This is a genomic window from Methylobacterium sp. CCH5-D2, assembly GCF_001556475.1.
In the GTDB taxonomy this organism is placed as follows: Bacteria; Pseudomonadota; Alphaproteobacteria; order Rhizobiales; family Beijerinckiaceae; genus Methylobacterium; species Methylobacterium hispanicum.
This window is the reverse complement of the sequence record NZ_LSIX01000048.1, coordinates 1-16,637: the sequence shown is the minus strand read 5'-3', so window position 1 is coordinate 16,637 and position 16,637 is coordinate 1. Positions and strand designations below refer to the sequence as shown.

Sequence of the window (16,637 nt, the reverse complement as noted above, 5' to 3'; positions counted from 1 at the left end):
ACATTCCCCGCCATACCGGGCTCGGATGTGTCCGGGATCGTCGAGAAGGTCGCCGACGATGTGACCGCGTTCTCGCCGGGCGATGAAGTTTTCGGAATGATCCGCTTTCCCAGCTTCGGCGAGAGCCTGGGATACGCCGAGTATGTTTCCGCGCCTGCTTCCGACCTTGCGGCCAAGCCCCGACACCTGGACCACATTCATGCAGCCGCCGTTCCCATGTCGGGGCTGACCGCTTGGCAGTTCCTGATCGAGCTAGGCCATAACGAGCAGAACCCGCTGCAGTCCGAGCGCCACAGCCCGGTCCCGTTGGCTGGGAAGAGCGTTATGATCAACGGCGCTGCAGGGGGTGTCGGTCATCTGGCATTGCAGTTGGCAAAGCACGAAGGCGCGCGTGTCATCGCTGTCGCTTCAACCCGGCACGAAGCGTTCCTCCGCGAACTGGGTGCCGACGAGTTCATCGACTACACGAAGACCAAACCCGAAGACGATGTGCGAGACATCGATCTTGTCGTCGATGCCGTCGGAGGTCCGACCTCCGGCCGCTTCCTTCGGACCATACGTCGGGGCGGAGCGCTGTTCCCGATTTTTCCCCTTGGTTTTGCCGGACATGATGAAGCTGCCGACCGGGGAGTGACCGTTTCGGCGACGCAGGTGCGTTCCAGTGGCGACCAGTTGGCCAAGCTAGCTCGCTTGCTCGACAGCGGTGCGGTTCGCGTCGCCGTCGACAGCACATACCCTCTTTCCGAAGCAGCCGCCGCTCACGAACGCGCAGAGGCAGGCCATATCCAGGGCAAGATCGTCCTCGCCGTCGGTGACCCCATCGCCGATCAGAGCGGCCAAGCGGGCGTGCCGTCATCGCAGTGGCCGCCCCGCATGAGGGGGCACTGACATGACGCGGGAAACGCCGATGATCGGCCACGCTCGACCTTCGCGGCATCATCCAGGAGAACTGCGGTGAGCCTGAGCGCTGACAGAACCGATTTCGGGGCGGCACAACGGGCGCGGGCGCTTGCAGACCTCATGGTGCTCGACACACCGGATGAGCAAGCCTTCGACGATCTCGTTTTTGTCGCCGCAAAGGCCTGTGACGTTCCCATCGCGCTCATCACCCTGCTGGATACTGACCGGCAATGGTTCAAAGCCAAGTACGGGCTTGAGGTATGCGAGACGGAGATCGAACACTCGGTCTGTCGGATCGAGATCGATCAGGGCGATCTTCTCGAGATCGTCGATCTCACAAATGATGCGCGGACCAAGCGCAATCCGCTCGTCACAGGTGCCAGGCACTTTCGCGCCTACGCTGGCGCACCGCTCGTCCTGCGATCCGGAGCGATCGTGGGTCGCCTGTGCGTCATCGATACCGTTCCGCGGCCTAAAGGGCTCAGCGAGATGGAAAAGGCGATGCTGCAGGCGCTTGCCCGTCTCGCCAGCGAAAATCTCGAGCTGCGCCGGATCGCAACCGCGAGCGAGCGCCTCACAGCCCTGCAGACTGCCTTGGTCGAGATCGGCGAGACCATTCGGAGCAGCCACGATACCGCAGAGATGGCTTCGGCGACCGCCGCCATCGTCGGCCGAGCGCTCTCCGCGGACCGAGCCGGGTTCGGATCCGTCAACGAGGACGTCGATACGATCGACGTCGAAACCGATTGGACGGCGCCCGGGGCCGTGAGCATTGCCGGGCGCCACCGTCTCGACGAGTACGGGAACTTGCGCGAGCCGCTCGTCGTTGGCGACCCTCTCGTTGTTTGGGACGCCCTGACCGACGATCGCACTCTGCACAATCTAGAGAGCGCAATGCGGGTCGGCGTTCGGTCGCTGGTCGACATGCCGGTTCGAGATCGTGGCAAAACCATCGCCGTTTTCTTCGTTCATTCGGCGCATCCCCGACCTTGGCCCGCAGAGGAAATCTCGTTCCTGCGAAGTGCGGCAGACCGGCTCGAGGCAGGCGTCGCGAGGCATCGTACCGAGCAGCAGCAACTCATAGTGAACGGCGAAATTGCTCACCGCCTGAAGAACATGCTCACCATGGTGCAGGCCATCGCGAGCCAAACGCTGCGAAGCGTCACCGATCGCGAAGCGGTCTACGCCTTCGAGCGTCGGCTGATGGCTTTGAGCGCGGCGCACGACGCCTTGCTTCAAAGGAGTTGGACACAAGCTGATCTACAAGCTGTCGCGGCGACAGTGATCGACGCGATCGGGTTCTCAGATCGGGTCGACATGAGTGGGCCGGCGGTGGCGCTGGGGCCACGAGCGGCGCTCTCGTTTTCCCTCATCGTCCACGAGTTGCTGACGAACGCCTGCAAATACGGCGCGCTGACCAGTGACGACGGCCACGTCTCGCTGTCGTGGGATGTCGAAGTCGGCCAGGACGACGACCTTCTCCGCGTAAAATGGCGAGAACGGGGTGGGCCACCGGTTGTGCCGCCAACTCGCCGAGGCTTTGGATCGAAGCTGATCAACATCGGCCTGGTCGGCACCGGAGGCGTCGATGTTCGCTTCGAGCCCGCCGGGTTAACGGCCGATCTGCACGCCTCCATGCGTCACCTGGTTCAAGGTTGATGGGAGTATGGGTGGAATGGTGAAACCCGTGGTGCTCGTCGTCGAAGACGAACCACTTCTCCGTCTGTTTGCGACGGACATGATCGAGGAGGCGGGCTTCGAAGTCTTGCAGGCGCCGAATGCATCCGCCGCGCTCATGACCTTGGAGGAACGACTGGATGTGCGCGTCGTGTTCACGGACGTGAACATGCCCGGCGGGATCGATGGCATCATGCTCGCCATTTGCATCCGCCGGCGGTGGCCGACCATTCAGATCATCATCACGTCCGGGAGGCCTTGGCCGGTCGAGGCCGTCGTTCCAGCGGACGTTGTGTTCTTCGCCAAGCCATACCGGCAAGACCGGGTTTTGGACACGGTCCGAAAGATGGCGGCGTGATGCCCAGCGCCTCAACCAACTCGGACGCCAAAGCGGCGAGGTCCACGAGTGCACCTTCGAAATCGAGCTTCTCTACCCCGGGGCGCAAGCCTTTGCCTTCACCTTCGGATGGCCCCCGCGAATCCGGCCGGCCCGTCATCCCTCAACGATTGGAGACACGACATGAAGCCTGAAGTCCTCATCTACACCACGAGTTGGTGCCCGTTCTGCCGCCGCGCGAAGGCGCTCCTCCAAGAGAAGGGCGTGGCATTCACCGAGCTTGATATCGAAGCCGATCCTGCACACCGGAAGGCGATGATCGAGTCGTCGGGGCGAAGCACCGTGCCGCAGATCTTCATCAACGAGACGCATGTCGGCGGCTCCGACGATCTCGTTGCGCTCGATGCAACTGGCTCGCTCGACAAGCTGCTTGCCGGACAACCCCGGCAAACTGATTTGTCCCGCCCGATAGGGCCACTGGGCGATGCAAGTGGCTGAACGACAAGAGAGGATTCCGGTTTGGTCTCAGCAGTTTGGAACGATGTCATCCTCGCGGTCAGCGACGAGACTGTGGTGGTGGACGGAAACCATTATTTCCCGCCTCAATCGGTTGACCGGCAGTATCTGGAACCGAGCGAGTACACGTCTGTCTGTCCCGTGAAGGGGACGGCGCAATACTTCCATCTCCAGGTCGGCGACCGGCGCAATGCAAACGCCGCCTGGACGTACGCCGACCCTTCTCCGGCGGCGCACTCCATCAAGGATCACATCGCCTTCTGGAAAGGCGTCAACGTCGCTTAGCCGTCAGCCGGCCATTAGACTTCAAAAAGGAACCGCCGATGTCGAAAGTTTTGGACGGCAAAGTCGCTATCATCACGGGTGGCTCTCGGGGCCTTGGCGCCGTGCTGGCGGCGACGCTCGCCGATCAGGGAGCCGATATTGCTATCACCTACGCTGCTTCGGCCGATAAAGCCGAGTCCGTCGCCGAGGTGGTGAGGGCCAAAGGCGTTCGCGCTCTCGCGATCCGATGCGATCAAGCGGATACGTCCGCCGCCAAGCCCATGGTCGAGCAGGTCGTAGCTGAACTCGGCAAGCTCGACATCTTGATCAACAACGCCGCAATCGCCGTCCAAGGAAAATTGGTCGACGATCCGACGCTCGATTCCGCTGCGTTCGACAGGCAGTGGATGGTCAATGTGCTTGGGACCGTGGCGATCACGCGCGCGGCGGCCCAGAAAATCTCTGACGGTGGCCGCATTGTCTTCATCGGTTCCGGCCTGGGTACCCGAGCGATCGTGCCGGGAATTGCCGACTACGCAGGAACCAAGGCAGCGATCACAGGATATGCCCGAGGGGTGCAGCGCGATCTTGGCCCACGCAACATTACCGTCAATGTGGTCCAACCTGGCATCATGCCGACGGACATGACCGGAGAAGTTGCTGAGAATTTTCCGCAGGCCGTCATCGATATGCATCCCATCCGTCGGATCGCCACGATTGAAGAAGTGGCGGGCGCCGTCAGTTACCTCGTTAGTCCCGCTGCAAGCTACACAGCTGGCGCGGTGATAGATGTGTCAGGGGGCGTCCTGGTCTGAAACGATGCGCGACGGGCGTGTCACGCGGATAGCTGAAGGACGATCGCTTCCGCGCCTCAGCGCTCCGTTGAAATCCGGGCAGCAGATCGGCTGATCCTGCAGGGCCCATTATTCTCGAAGCCATAGTGGATAAAGCTTCCGCATTTCAGGAGTTCATAGAGTGCCGAATACAGAGCTAACCCAAGAGCGCATCGCCATCGCCACCGACTATTTCCGGAAAATCGACAGTGGAGATCCCACCATTCTCGATATTCTGACTGACGATGTCGTGACGTACTTCCCGAAGTTCGGAGTTGGATATGGCAAAGCCGAATTCATGGAAGTCGCCAAGGGTCTGTTGGGGTCGCTTCAGCGGATCGAGCACGATTTCGATCGCATGACCTTCCACGTAGCCGGCGACCACGTGATCGTCGAAGGCTTTGAAGGTGGCGTTATGGCTGACGGCACGGCGTGGCCGGTTGAAGGCCGGTCCGAAGGCCGTTTCGCCAACGTATTCGAGTTCGACGGCACGCTTATCAAGCGTGTTTTCATCTACGTGGACCCCGACTTCGCTAGCGCTAATGACGCGGGGTTTCTTTGGGGCCGCAACGTCAGACTGACGCGATGACCCCAATCGCATGGCGCGGCGCTCACGTTCGCAGGGCGAAGGCCGATTGGCGGTGATGCAGAATGGACCATCCAGAATTCGATACGGCTTTCGAGCGCCTGCCTGAGGGGTATAGCGAAGGCGCTTACGAAGACAGGCGTTTCGGCGTGACGGTTCGTCGGTCGGAGGATGGACGGAGGAACAGCCTTTTTGCTCGAGAACTAGCCGGGAACGACATAGTCAGCTTCAATCTGTATCGCGTTGCTTCGGGCAGTGCGTCGCTGAAGCCGTGCGAGATGTCCTCGGAGAAGGTTATCGCTTTCGTATTGGGCTATCAGCCGAATGCCTGATGAGCATGTGGGGTTCACTGCCTTCCTATGCTCCCATGCCGCTCCAAGCGCCCCTTCTGGTCGCCAGAACTATCGAAACTATAGACACAGGCCATTGGACTTCGATCTGAGGTAAATTCATCTTCTATACCTCAGCGTGCCAGAGAATCGGCGCTGATCTTTTGCGCAAGCCCTCATCGAGGAAGTTCACGCGATGACAAATTCCAGTGCTGCAACCGTGCCTTCACCATCTGACCTCGACGAAAACGCGACCATGACGGTCGCGGATGCGTTGAAGATCATTTTGGCGAACAGCTATGCGGTCTACCTCAAGACCAAGAACTTTCACTGGCATGTCTCGGGCCCGTACTTCAGGGACTACCATCTGCTTCTTGATGAGCAAGCTGCGGAGATCCTAGCAGCGACCGATGCGATGGCGGAGCGCGCCCGGAAGACCGGAAATACGACCATACGATCGATCGGCGATATCGCCCGCCACCAGACAATCAAGGACAACGACGCGGAATTCGTCACGCCGCAGGACATGCTGGCGGAGCTGCGCGCCGATAATCTTCACATGGTCGAGTCGCTGCGCCGCGCAAAGGACGTCGCCGACGAGGCGAAGGACAACGCGACCTCCGGCCTGATCGATACCTGGACCGACGAGGCGGAACGCCGAGCGTGGTTCCTTTTCGAAGTTAGCCGATAGGTCTGCTACTCAAAGGATCGGATCGTTTCATGGCACCTAACGATGGGCAGACCCAGTTCCTCCAGACAGAGGGCGGTAGGATAGCCTTCGACGATACGGGCGGAACCGGACCTCTCGTCGTAGGCATCCCAGGAATGGGAGACCTGCGCTCCGAGTATCGGCTCATCAAGCCCATGCTGCAGCATGCGGGATGCCGAGTGGTGACGATGGACGTCCGCGGTTTCGGCCAATCGTCGCCGGAGTGGTCGGATTACTCCGCGCGAGCGGTCGGCCGTGACGCCGTCGCCATCCTCCGACAGTTGGCTGCCGGGCCAGCCGTGATCATGGGCAACTCGTTCGCAGCCGGCTCCGCGCTTTGGGCTGCCAAGGAAGCTCCTAGTCACGTCAACGGGGTGGTGCTGCTCGGTCCGATCGTTCGCGACCTTCCCCTCACGACGATCCAGAAACTTGTCCTTGGGCTCGGATTTGCGGGGCCATGGCGAACCTGGTTTTGGACCACTTACTGGAGCAGCCTATTCCCGACGAAACCGGCGCCGGATCACGCTGAGGTAAAAGCGGCGATTGCTGCAAACCTCAGGGAGCCAAAGCGCATGCAGGCTCTCTTGACGATGCTCTCATTGTCGAAGTCCGACACCGCAGCGATCTTGGACGAGATCTCTGTGCCGAGCCTCATCGTCATGGGCACAAAGGATCCCGATTTCCCGGACCCCGTCGAAGAAGCCCGGAGCTTGGCTTCCAGGCTCAATGGGGAAACCATGATTGTCGAGGGTGCCGGGCACTACCCTCATGTCGAAATGGCGAACGATGTCGGACAGCGGATCATCGCGTTCGTGCGCCAGCTCGATAGGTCTGGCCCGGCCGTTGTGCCTTTGCGCGGGAGTTGAGTATGGCGAAGGTGGGCTTTGGAGGAGGTTGCCACTGGTGCACCGAGGGCGTTTTCCAAGCGTTGCGCGGCGTCACGCAGGTCGACCAGGGTTTTCTGCAATCGGCCGCTCCGGCTGACACCTGGGCCGAGGGGGTGATTGTAACGTTCGAACCCTCCGTTATCGGGCTGGGGACACTGTCCGAGGTGCACCTGCGCACACACTCCGCTACACGTGCCCGCTCACCGCAGAACAAATACCGAAGCGCGATCTATATCTTTGACGAGAGCCAGCGGGTCGAAGCCGACGAGGCGATACGCGAATTCGCTGAGGAGGCTGGCACGCCCGTCCACACCGTCGTCCTGCCGTTCGCGGGCTTCAAAGCTTCGGACGAGCGCTACCAGAACTATTATCGCACTGACCCGAACAGACCCTTCTGTCGTCGATACATCGATCCGAAGCTCGACTTCATCCGCAAACATTTTTCGGAGAACGCGTTGCCTGAGTAGCCAATGCTGCGCTGGCATTCCTCCCGACACGGACTTCTGCCGCTTCAGGCGCAGCGTTCAATCAAGCTGGCGGATTGGCGTCCGCAGCGTGGTACACCCCATAAGAGCCGCTTCGCGATCGCTGCCAAGTCGACGGCCGCAAAAGGTTTGAAGCCGGGCTTTTGAGAACGGCTCGCAACTAGTGATTGTCTAGTCGGCTATCGGTCCAAAACGTCTCCCACTCGCCATTGCCTTGACGTCGTGCAGCCTGTTGCCAAAGGCCGTGAGGAAATCGTCCGCTTCCAATGCCCACATCTTGAACCGGTTGCCGCTGCGGCGAAACACAAGAACCTTGCCGTCATAGAGGTCAAAACCATGCGTTTCAGGGATCGGCAGCGTTATCTTCTCCATCAGATTATTGCCAAGTCTTAAGTCTCGCGAAACGAGGCCGCCGCTCGGCGGTTCAAATGTAATGGTCCCGATTACCGAGTTGCGCGCAAGATTCGCAGGGGGATTAAAGCCAAAGAAACCGCTCATCCCTCTCGGCAAATCGATCTGGTTCCCAGGACGATGCGGTCCACGATTCTGTGTGACGTAGCCAGCCTCAATCCAGAACATGTTTGGGGCTGGTTGGCCGGCTTCGTCCTCATCTTCAGCCGTTACCGCAGCGAAATCTGCCTTCCAGCGTTCCTCATATATCTCCAGGATATCGTCCAGCGGTGTGGCTTGTGCCCAAAGGTCATCGGCCATCGCCTCGATATTGCGGATCCTGCGTTCGTATTCCACTTGAACATCGGTGCAGATCGAGGCTCCCGCCTCGATACTCTTCCGCAGGCCGTTTGAGGAAAAGTTGCCGGACCCTACGATCATCCCCGCTCGGCCGTTGGTACGGTTTGCCAATATCGATGACTTCGCATGGAAGTCTCGGCGGGGCAGAAATCCGTTTTGCTCGACAATCCACGCCCCATCGTAGATGCGGACCTCCGCATTGGGTTTGTCGCTGATTATCCGTAGGGCGTAAGGCTGGGTCCGTCCGTAATCCAGCCCGAACAACCATCGCGATTGCGTTCCGGCCCAAAAGGCAGGCGACATCGCAATGCTGAAGGCGGAAGCGCCGGACTGAGTGGCGTAGGCGTATACGCCCAAATATTCTTCCGAGCCGATCCAATCGTGAGCCCGTTGTATCTCCGAGAGGGTCGTAGGTGAATTCTGATCGCTGTGAAGGAACGTGCGCAGCCTCATGCCTTGTTCCCCGATCGAACGAGGGCGGCTTTGCTTGGGTCGTAAACGAACCCAGTGATCGAGCCGTCTTTGATGCGATCGACCGCTTCGTCGATGACGAACAGCGGCACAAGAAACCATTCCTGCGGCACCACAGGATTACCGAAGCGATCGGTAATGGTGATGTCCAGCCGCGCGGGATCGAAAACGCGGTGGATGAGACGCTCCAGCTTGGCACGATTGATGTTGAAGAGATCGTAGGTCGCGACGATTTCTACGTCGGCCATCATGAATGTCGGCTGCAAGCGCGCGCCTGCGATACGCTGTTCGACACTCATGTTCGTTACGCCGATCTTGTGGACCAGATCGCGATTAGCGGCAACGGTTGGATAATCGGACTTGCTCCGAAGCACGTAGATCGTGCCGGAAGCCAGATCATCGCCGGCGTGCTCACCGGAAAACAGCGGCCCTGCAACGGGGTCGGTTATACGCCTTCCGACCTCGTCTTTATGCAGCGCCCGCTGGAGCGAGCGCATGAGCATATTGCTCTCGGTGCCGTTGTCGAAAACCACACGGAGCCGAGCATCGGTCTTGCCCTGCGCGTTGACGAAGACCTCCTCCATATCGGCAACATAAGCCTTTTGCCCGCTGACGATGAACCATGCGCCGGGGCCGATCTCCGCTTTCATTTCGAACGGACGCGTTTCGCGCAGACCGGAATCGATCTCGGCCTGAACGGCTTCGAACAAAGGTTCAAACCGCTCAAAATCCTCACACCGCTCACGGTTGGCGATTTCCTCCGCTGCACGCTTTTCGGCGGTCGTTCGCACATGACGAAGTTCGGTGATGTCGGCCGATCCTGCCGCGCCTTCTAGCTCGGCGAGTAGCTCATCCTCGTCCATTTCCTCCACCGACGAGGCGGAAGCGCTCTCCGCACCAGTCAGCAATCCTTGATGGTCGAGCGGCGCTAGAAGGGAGTGGCACTCCTCTAGACCACGAAGACGGTCAAGCCGGACGGCATAGAGCCGCTCGAAAACATCCCCTTCTTCGCCGTGCTTCGGGGCGCGGCCATGCTCCTCGGTGAAGCGCTGGATTTCCTCAAAACCCGCAATGATGCGCTCCTCACGCTGGGAGCGTCCGGCGTTCTTTTCCGGCTGGGCAAACTCGGCCAGCTCCTCGCGCAGTTCATCGAGGTTGAGATCACTCATAGCGGCCCTCATCCTTGAAGCGGACAAACGCGGCCGCGCCCTCTGCCATGCGCTTTTCCCACGCATCGGTCGCACTGATGGAAGGAAGCCGTCCGCGCTCGTTCTTGAACTTCACGGCGCGCACGGCCAGTTCCTTGGCCTCATCGGGCGTGAGGGTCGTGCGTTTGGCTGCGATGGCGGCAGCTACCTGTTTGAGGCTTTCCTCGCTCATCGTTTTTGCAAGGATGGCGTATGCTTCGCCGAATGGGTTGATCCGGTCGATAAGATCAATGTCGAGTTCGGTGACGCTAAGCGCGAATTTACGCACGCCATCGATCAGGGCAGTGTTAGCGCTCGGCTCGCCATCTGCTTCCTTCTTCGCCTGCTGCGTCAGGGTGAGCGCGGCGATAGCGTGCTGGCGCACCGCCTCCTGGTCCTCGTCGCTCAGCTCGGGATACTTATCCTTGATGATCTTCCCGAGACGCACTTGCGTAAGCTCCTCTGGCACGAGCTCCTCGTCGAACAGACCTCTCTCGATCGCGGTCTTGTCTTGCACGAAGGCCGCGATCACCTCGTTGAGGTCCTCCTGACAGATGCGCGCAGCTTCGCTGGATTTAGGCTCCACAAGCCCGTTGATTTCGATCTGGAACTGGCCGGTCTGCTCGTTGAAGCCGACATTGCATTTGGTGGGGTCGTATCCGCCTTCGCCATAGTCGAAGCCAGGCGAAGGGCCGCTCGCCGGATTCTTTGGCTTGAATTCGAAGCGCGGCGCAAGAACCTGCTCCATGAGGAGGCTTGCGGCGATGGCCTTAAGTGTGTCGTTCACCGCTTCGGTAACAGCCGCCTCCGACGCATCGGGTTCCGCGATCAGATTGGTGAAGCGAGCACGGGTCTTGTTCGGCGCATCTCTCGTGGCGCGTCCAATGATCTGGACGATCTCGGTCAGGCTGGAGCGGTATCCGACTGTGAGGGCATGCTCACACCAAATCCAGTCAAAACCCTCCTTCGCCATCCCGAGCGCGATGATGATGTCCACAAAATCTCGGTTGTTCTTCTGCCTGGGATCCTTGAGCGCCAGCGAGACACGATCCCGCTTGACCGGATCGTCATCGACGAGATCGGCGATGCGCAGAATTCGCCCCTCGAGCGTTTTGACGAGTTGAAAGCCTGTGAGCGGATCAGCCCCTTGCCACTCGCCCAGCTCGCCGATGATGTGCTCGACCTCCTTGATCTTGTCCTTCGTGCTCTCGCGCGAGTTGACGTTCGGAATGTGGATGATCGTCTTCTCGGCGGGATCAAGCACCCCAAGAATGTCGTCGGCATAGGAGCCGGAATAAAAGAAGTATCCGATGTCGAGTTGCTTGAGATACTCGTAGCCGTTGAGCTGCTCGTAATAGGTGTAGGTGACGCTCTCGAACTTCGCTTCGTCGTGCGGCGCGAGCACGGCCTCCGCGTCGCCACGGAAATACGAGCCCGTCATCGCCACGATATGCACGCGGTCACGGGCCATAAACTGGCCGAGATGCTGACCGAGCTTGTTGTCGGGATTGGCCGAGACGTGGTGGAACTCGTCCACCGCGATCAGGCGGCCATCGAATCGCTCCACGCCGTATTCGTCCACGGCGAAGCGGAACGTGGCGTGGGTGCAAACCAGCACCTTGTCCTCGCTATCAAGAAAGGCGACGACGGACTTGACCTTACCGCCGTTGTCCCCGCCAGGCGCATTGCAGAGATTCCACCTCGGCTCGACATGCCAGTCGGCCTCAAAGCCGTACCGGGTGAGCGGCTCGTCATTGAAGCTGGAGCCGATCGATTTTTCCGGCACGACGATGATAGCCTGCTTCACGTCTTGATGCGCCAGCTTGTCGAGCGCGATGAACATCAGCGCACGGCTTTTCCCGGAGGCTGGAGGCGACTTGATGAGAAGGTACTGCTCACCGCGCTTTTCGAAGGCGCGCTCCTGCATGGGCCGCATGCCGAGCGCATTGGCTTTGGTCGAAGCGCCGTTGCGCACATATGAAACCGAAACAGAGGGGACGGATCTCTTTTCGTCGGTCATGCGTTTGCCCCCGCCCTGCGTCTTCTGGTTTCGCCCTGCGAAGTGGTCATCTTCGTGTAAAGATCGAACAGTTTCTCCAGCCGCTCGGTATCATTGCGAAATCTCCGCCCGATATAGATGCGCTCCAGAACCTCGTCGTTGTGCTCGTGCGCCTGCCGCAGGTCAGACGGCATGTGCTCGGGCTCATAGAGATCTGCAATCGTTGCAGGAAAATGGGCCTCACGGGCGAGGAGAATATCTTCCGCGCATCGTGTCAGATCAGCCTTGTTCTTGTCGGTGAGGATTGGAACCGGAAAGGTGTTCCAGCCAATCGTATTCGAGTATCGGAAGTCCGTTTTTAGCTTTCCGCAGACGGTGGCGACCCAGACCAGATGAAGCCGCGACGCCACGATCGACATATTCCACAACGGTGCATCGTAGAGGGCGAACAACAGATCGCTTACGATCGTCTCCCGATCGAAAAGATGCACGGGCAGGTAGGGGCGTCTTTCCGACGACACTTTCGCCACGGCCAGTGTGTAGCGCTTGGCAGTGCCCGCGATCTGGACGAACCGATAGGGCTTGGAAGCGAAATCCCGAGTCGATGCGGCTGCGCTGCTGGCGCGGAAATCCCGCACGCGGGCTAACAGGGCTCGTAAATATGGGTGGGCCTCCGCAAACTCGGAGTCCTTGGCCTCGATCCAAACGCACCAGCGGGGCTTTCCCTGAATCATCTGCTCGGAGCCCAGATAGGGCCGGACGAACCGACCCAACTCGGGATACTGGTGGAGAACCTGCCTACGCTCATCTGGCGACAAGATGAAATGGCCGCCATCACGCGGCATGTTTCCAAAGAGCATTGGAGATAGACCTCCGATCGGGCTTCGTGCCGCATCGACGGAAGTGTTGGCGCCGGCCGCAAGGTAGGCGTTGATGTTGCTCACCTGCCGCTCGGTCACCGAACCGTCATCGGCGATCGAGAACAGGCGTTTGGAAGCCGGTGCCTCCCGCGAAATGGCGACGATTGCCACAATCACGCCCGCGTTGTGGCTCGCAAGATTGGCCCATTTGAATGAGGTATGGGCAAACGAGATCTGGTGGCCGGTGCCGAAAATCAGGGGCCACAGGATCGGAACCTGTTGTCCCTGACAGACCGAATTGGTTGAAACGAACGCCGCAGCGGCGTTCGATCTCAAGCCGTAATCCGCAGCCTTCATGAACCAGCCTGCGACATAGTCTAGGGACTTCCATGCGGGCGTGCGACTGTCAAAAATCGCCCTTAAATCGTCCTTCTGATCCTCGTTCTGCCACTTACTTCCGAGGTAAGGCGGGTTACCACAAATGTACGTTTCGCCACCCTCATTCTCGAAGTCGATTTGAGCCTGGTCGAGCGGGATGCTGAATAGATCTTCACCTACCAGTTTCACCCCTGTTCCGGTTGGAGGGCAAATGCTTAGCCAATCTAGGCGCAGGGCGTTGCCTCTAAAAATCCAGTTCTGGGCATCAAGCGGCAGAAGGTCCGCAAGAGCCAGCTTTTGGCCTCGATAGAGCACGTCGCACTGGTACTCTGCAATTATGAGCGCAAGTCTCGCAATCTCTGCAGGGAAGTCACGCAACTCGATACCGCGGAAGTTCGTCACCGGGATATCAGAAGGTCGATCGGCTTCGCCACGCCGCGTGTTGATAGTGGCTTCGATATCGCGCATTTCCTTGTAGGCAATGACAAGGAAATTTCCGCTGCCGCAGGCTGGATCGAACACTCTGATTTTCGATAAGCGTTTGCGCAGATTAAATAGCGTGCGAGCGTTGTCGCCAGCTTCTTCGAGCCGCTGCCGCAAATCATCGAGGAATAGCGGATTCAGTACCTTCAGAATGTTCGGCACGCTGGTGTAGTGCATCCCGAGCGCACTGCGCTCTTCGTCGTCTGCGACGGCTTGGATCATCGACCCAAAAATATCGGGATTGATCTGCCTCCAGTCGAGCTTCCCTATATGGATTAAATATGATCGCGCGATCCGGCTGAAGCTCGGTACGTCCGTGTTTCCCGAGAACAGCCCGCCGTTCACGTAGGGAAACGGCTCGGCCCATCGAGGAAGAGACGCCGAACTTCGATCTTCGCCTTTGGTGTTCATTGCGCGGAAGAGCGTGCCTATGACACTATGGGTGTTTGACGAGTCTTTCGCGCTCATCTTATCGATTGTGTCGGTAAATAGCCTTGTCTTGCTGAAGATGTCTGTGTCTTCGGCGAAAAAGCAGAAGATCAAGCGCGCCATGAAATGATTCATGTCGGGCCGCCGCTCTGCCGTGCCCCAATCAGGATTGTCCTTCAAAAGCTCGACATAGAGGCGATTGAGGCGACTAGTCGCTCTGATGTCGAACGAGTTATCGCGGATTTGCTGAACGGTCGAAATCCCTGCAAGCGGCAGGAAGAAGCCGAAATGATCAGGAAAATCCCCATATGCGGACGCGACGGTCTCGCCGCTCTCGATATCTTCCGCCTCGAACATATCGCCATCCGTCGCGAGCACGAACTTCGCCTTGGCCCGCGAGGTGGCTGGACTGGCCCTTAGCGCGAGAAGGGTTTTCGTGACCTCTCCCACGGCGCAGCTAACGATATGGATGTTGTTAGTTTGGAGGACTCCGCCCATGTCCGACTTGTTCGACACGCCGCTTCGCAGGCGCTTGATAGTGGTTTCCTTGTTGCCGAAGGCCTCTAGAAACGCGAAGGGGAATTCCACTGGGTCGAATGGGCGCTCGGCCAAATCGCTAACGGCTTGCTCAATTTCAACCGCGTTCATTTCTTCTCCGCCCCGACTCTTGAAGCGCCCGCATTACTGGTGTGCAAACTGATGTAATTCTTCATAAATTCGCGAATGACTTGTGCAGCAGGCCGGTCCTGCTCCCGGCATGCTGCTAGGAATTTCTCCCTTAAATCCCGCTCAATGCGGATGCGAAGCCCTGAGTCCTTCATGGCCCTATGTGTACCCGGCGGATACACATGGCACCATCAATTTCGGGACTGGCGTGTCTTAATAAGCCGAAAATCGGGGGACATCTCGGTGGGGTCGGCGGCCAGGCTTTGAAAGCAAACGGTTCACAGAACATACACCGCCGCGATGAGGCGCAGGCCTCTGCCGGCCGGGGCTGGCACTGGGCCATACAGGGAAGGCCGAGTATCGGAGCTCATCGCAGGTGATGTCCGTGCTCCAAGCCCGGCTCAAAGTTGTGGAAACTGGAGTGGGTCTACTCCGCCCCGCCGTCACAGACCAAACTGTGACGTAAGTCTGAGTAGCTTCGAATGGGGAGCAGTCGCTCGACCCAGAAGTCAATCAAGGCAGGGATGGCGCACCCATCAGGATTCGAACCTGAGACCTCTACCTTCGGAGGGTAGCGCTCTATCCAGCTGAGCTATGGGTGCCTATTGCTTACGCCGTGCTTACGCGGAAAACCTGTGAGTTGGAAGCTCTACTCGCGTTTCTCGCAAACCTTTGTAAACGAACTCCTTTTCGTCATCACTTAAAGACCAGCCGCCCTTGACATCAGCCTTCGGAGGGCAACGCTCTATCCAGCTGAGCTACGGGTGCTGCTCCGGTCTGATTAGCCGAACCGTTCGCGCCGCGCAACGGGGGACGGAAGGAGTTTGGGCTCGAGCGTGTTCCGGCCCGGCCTGATCGGCCCCCGGGTGACGGGGGCCGCCCCGAGGCATGGGGCCCGGGATGTGGATCGGCAGAGGGCAATCCGAGGGAGGCGGTCGCCGCGCTGCGGCAGGTCGGCGGGCCGGGGCCGCGGAACTGGGCCGTGGCGGCGCGTCGGCCGGAACGCGCGAGGCGGGGAATCGTCCAGCGGTCGTTCGGTTCTGCGCGAAGCGTTGTCCAGCAGGCGCCATCCAGCCGAAGGTAGGGCGACGTGCGGCGTGGCTATGGGTGGGGTCTGCGTGGGTCCAGATGGGTTGGTCTCCAAGTAAGATGCGCTCAGGAGGCGGGTCTTGCTTCAGATTTTACGTCAATCGTCTTTTAAGCAACTGGGGTTATGCATCGGACGGCCCTCGCATAGGATCGACCGGTGCTTTCACGTCTCAGAGTTGTCGCTGCCGTCGTCGGATTCTGCTCGGTCTGGACCGTCGCCCAGGCCGGGGCACACGAGCGGGTCCTGAGATTCGGCTACCTGTTCGCGCAGACGTCCCAGCTCGGGGCGGGGGCCGATCGCTTCGCCGCCGAGGTCGCCAAGCGCACCGGCGGCGCCTACCGGGTGGAACTCTATCCGAACGGCTCCGTCGGCGGCGAGGTGGAGATGGCGGAGGATCTGCGCCTCGGGCACCTCGATCTCGCCTTCATCACGAGCGCGCCCTTCTCCAGCATCATCCCCGAGTTCGGGGTGTTCGATATCCCGTTCCTGTTCCGCGACGCGCGCCACGCACAAGCCGTCTTCGACGGCGCGATCGGGCAGGACTATCTCAGGAAGTTCCAGCAGAAGGGCCTCGTCGCACTCGCCTGGGGCGAGAACGGCATGCGGCACATCACGAATTCGAAGCGGCCGATCACGGGCCCGGAGGACCTCAAGGGGCTCTCGATGCGGGTGCCGCAATCGGACATCATGCTGGCGGGCTTCCGGAGCCTCGGCGTGAAGGCGGAGCCGCTGGCCTTCCCGGCCCTCTACGGCGCGCTGCAATCGGGACAGTTCGACGGCCAGGAGAACCCGATCTCGGTG

At 59.7% G+C, this 16,637-nt stretch carries 16 protein-coding genes, 1 tRNA gene and 1 pseudogene; 13 read left to right on the top strand and 5 right to left on the bottom strand.

Annotated elements, in window-relative coordinates:
• The 12 genes and pseudogenes from AX737_RS01195 to AX737_RS01150 form a co-directional block, all read left to right on the top strand.
• The coding region (locus AX737_RS01195) for an NADP-dependent oxidoreductase (protein WP_066918339.1) at nucleotides 1-888 on the top strand (888 nt) is incomplete at its 5' end.
• A gap of 66 nt (nucleotides 889-954) precedes the next feature.
• Nucleotides 955-2,559, top strand: coding sequence for a GAF domain-containing protein (locus AX737_RS01190; RefSeq protein WP_058454275.1), 1,605 nt, complete (start codon nucleotides 955-957; stop codon nucleotides 2,557-2,559).
• A gap of 16 nt (nucleotides 2,560-2,575) precedes the next feature.
• Nucleotides 2,576-2,935 (top strand): response regulator, encoded by a 360-nt coding sequence (locus AX737_RS01185; protein WP_035449975.1) that lies wholly within the window; start codon nucleotides 2,576-2,578, stop codon nucleotides 2,933-2,935.
• A 7-nt stretch (nucleotides 2,936-2,942) separates the two neighbouring features.
• A pseudogene (locus tag AX737_RS37695) lies at nucleotides 2,943-3,101 on the top strand (hypothetical protein); the annotation flags it as partial.
• Nucleotides 3,098-3,412 carry a glutaredoxin 3 gene (grxC, locus tag AX737_RS01180; RefSeq protein WP_058454276.1) on the top strand — a complete coding sequence of 105 codons (315 nt, stop codon included), beginning with the start codon at nucleotides 3,098-3,100 and terminating at the stop codon, nucleotides 3,410-3,412. The pseudogene AX737_RS37695 and the gene grxC, both read left to right, overlap by 4 nt.
• A 21-nt stretch (nucleotides 3,413-3,433) precedes the next feature.
• A complete protein-coding gene (locus AX737_RS01175) occupies nucleotides 3,434-3,715 on the top strand; it encodes a DUF427 domain-containing protein (protein ID WP_058454277.1) in 282 nt (93 codons plus the stop codon).
• A gap of 38 nt (nucleotides 3,716-3,753) precedes the next feature.
• Nucleotides 3,754-4,509 (top strand): SDR family oxidoreductase, encoded by a 756-nt coding sequence (locus tag AX737_RS01170; protein WP_058454278.1) that lies wholly within the window; start codon nucleotides 3,754-3,756, stop codon nucleotides 4,507-4,509.
• A gap of 160 nt (nucleotides 4,510-4,669) precedes the next feature.
• Complete coding sequence (locus AX737_RS01165) at nucleotides 4,670-5,116, top strand: nuclear transport factor 2 family protein (protein ID WP_058454279.1); 447 nt, start codon at nucleotides 4,670-4,672, stop codon at nucleotides 5,114-5,116.
• A gap of 62 nt (nucleotides 5,117-5,178) precedes the next feature.
• The gene (locus AX737_RS31665) at nucleotides 5,179-5,445 is read left to right on the top strand and encodes a hypothetical protein (protein ID WP_082772804.1); all 267 of its coding nucleotides are present in this window, start codon (nucleotides 5,179-5,181) and stop codon (nucleotides 5,443-5,445) included.
• 193 nt (nucleotides 5,446-5,638) lie between these two features.
• Nucleotides 5,639-6,133, top strand: coding sequence for a DNA starvation/stationary phase protection protein (locus AX737_RS01160; RefSeq protein WP_058454282.1), 495 nt, complete (start codon nucleotides 5,639-5,641; stop codon nucleotides 6,131-6,133).
• A 29-nt stretch (nucleotides 6,134-6,162) separates the two neighbouring features.
• A complete protein-coding gene (locus AX737_RS01155) occupies nucleotides 6,163-7,017 on the top strand; it encodes an alpha/beta hydrolase (RefSeq protein WP_058454283.1) in 855 nt (284 codons plus the stop codon).
• A gap of 2 nt (nucleotides 7,018-7,019) precedes the next feature.
• Nucleotides 7,020-7,505, top strand: coding sequence for a peptide-methionine (S)-S-oxide reductase (locus AX737_RS01150; protein WP_058454284.1), 486 nt, complete (start codon nucleotides 7,020-7,022; stop codon nucleotides 7,503-7,505).
• Between the two features lie 189 nt (nucleotides 7,506-7,694).
• Here AX737_RS01150 and AX737_RS32800 read toward each other — a convergent pair whose 3' ends face one another.
• The 5 genes from AX737_RS32800 to AX737_RS01125 all read right to left on the bottom strand — a co-directional run bounded on the left by AX737_RS32800 (nucleotide 7,695) and on the right by AX737_RS01125 (nucleotide 15,348).
• Nucleotides 7,695-8,726 carry a hypothetical protein gene (locus AX737_RS32800; protein ID WP_058454285.1) on the bottom strand — a complete coding sequence of 344 codons (1,032 nt, stop codon included), beginning with the start codon at nucleotides 8,724-8,726 and terminating at the stop codon, nucleotides 7,695-7,697.
• Nucleotides 8,723-9,913, bottom strand: a complete 1,191-nt coding sequence (locus tag AX737_RS01140; RefSeq protein WP_058454286.1) for a GIY-YIG nuclease family protein — start codon at nucleotides 9,911-9,913, stop codon at nucleotides 8,723-8,725. Before AX737_RS01140 ends, AX737_RS32800 begins: the two co-directional genes overlap by 4 nt.
• Nucleotides 9,906-11,951 (bottom strand): DEAD/DEAH box helicase, encoded by a 2,046-nt coding sequence (locus AX737_RS01135; RefSeq protein ID WP_058454287.1) that lies wholly within the window; start codon nucleotides 11,949-11,951, stop codon nucleotides 9,906-9,908. The genes AX737_RS01140 and AX737_RS01135 overlap by 8 nt, the downstream gene beginning before the upstream one ends.
• Complete coding sequence (locus AX737_RS01130) at nucleotides 11,948-14,728, bottom strand: DNA methyltransferase (protein WP_058454288.1); 2,781 nt, start codon at nucleotides 14,726-14,728, stop codon at nucleotides 11,948-11,950. Before AX737_RS01130 ends, AX737_RS01135 begins: the two co-directional genes overlap by 4 nt.
• 543 nt (nucleotides 14,729-15,271) lie before the next feature.
• Nucleotides 15,272-15,348, bottom strand: a tRNA-Arg gene (locus AX737_RS01125).
• Nucleotides 15,349-15,992: 644 nt separating this feature from the next.
• Between AX737_RS01125 and AX737_RS01120 the strand changes: the two genes are divergently transcribed.
• Nucleotides 15,993-16,637 (top strand): DctP family TRAP transporter solute-binding subunit (locus AX737_RS01120; RefSeq protein WP_066918335.1); only part of this gene is annotated, 645 nt, incomplete at its 3' end.

Excerpts from the sequence above, each read along its gene's own strand:
- AX737_RS01185 (WP_035449975.1), top strand. The coding sequence starts at position 2,576 with ATGGTGAAACCCGTGGTGCTCGTCGTCGAAGACGAACCACTTCTCCGT.
- grxC (WP_058454276.1), top strand. The coding sequence starts at position 3,098 with ATGAAGCCTGAAGTCCTCATCTACACCACGAGTTGGTGCCCGTTCTGC.
- AX737_RS01170 (WP_058454278.1), top strand. The coding sequence starts at position 3,754 with ATGTCGAAAGTTTTGGACGGCAAAGTCGCTATCATCACGGGTGGCTCT.
- AX737_RS31665 (WP_082772804.1), top strand. The coding sequence starts at position 5,179 with ATGGACCATCCAGAATTCGATACGGCTTTCGAGCGCCTGCCTGAGGGG.
- AX737_RS01160 (WP_058454282.1), top strand. The coding sequence starts at position 5,639 with ATGACAAATTCCAGTGCTGCAACCGTGCCTTCACCATCTGACCTCGAC.
- AX737_RS01155 (WP_058454283.1), top strand. The coding sequence starts at position 6,163 with ATGGCACCTAACGATGGGCAGACCCAGTTCCTCCAGACAGAGGGCGGT.
- AX737_RS01150 (WP_058454284.1), top strand. The coding sequence starts at position 7,020 with ATGGCGAAGGTGGGCTTTGGAGGAGGTTGCCACTGGTGCACCGAGGGC.
- AX737_RS32800 (WP_058454285.1), bottom strand. The coding sequence starts at position 8,726 with ATGAGGCTGCGCACGTTCCTTCACAGCGATCAGAATTCACCTACGACC.
- AX737_RS01140 (WP_058454286.1), bottom strand. The coding sequence starts at position 9,913 with ATGAGTGATCTCAACCTCGATGAACTGCGCGAGGAGCTGGCCGAGTTT.
- AX737_RS01135 (WP_058454287.1), bottom strand. The coding sequence starts at position 11,951 with ATGACCGACGAAAAGAGATCCGTCCCCTCTGTTTCGGTTTCATATGTG.
- AX737_RS01130 (WP_058454288.1), bottom strand. The coding sequence starts at position 14,728 with ATGAACGCGGTTGAAATTGAGCAAGCCGTTAGCGATTTGGCCGAGCGC.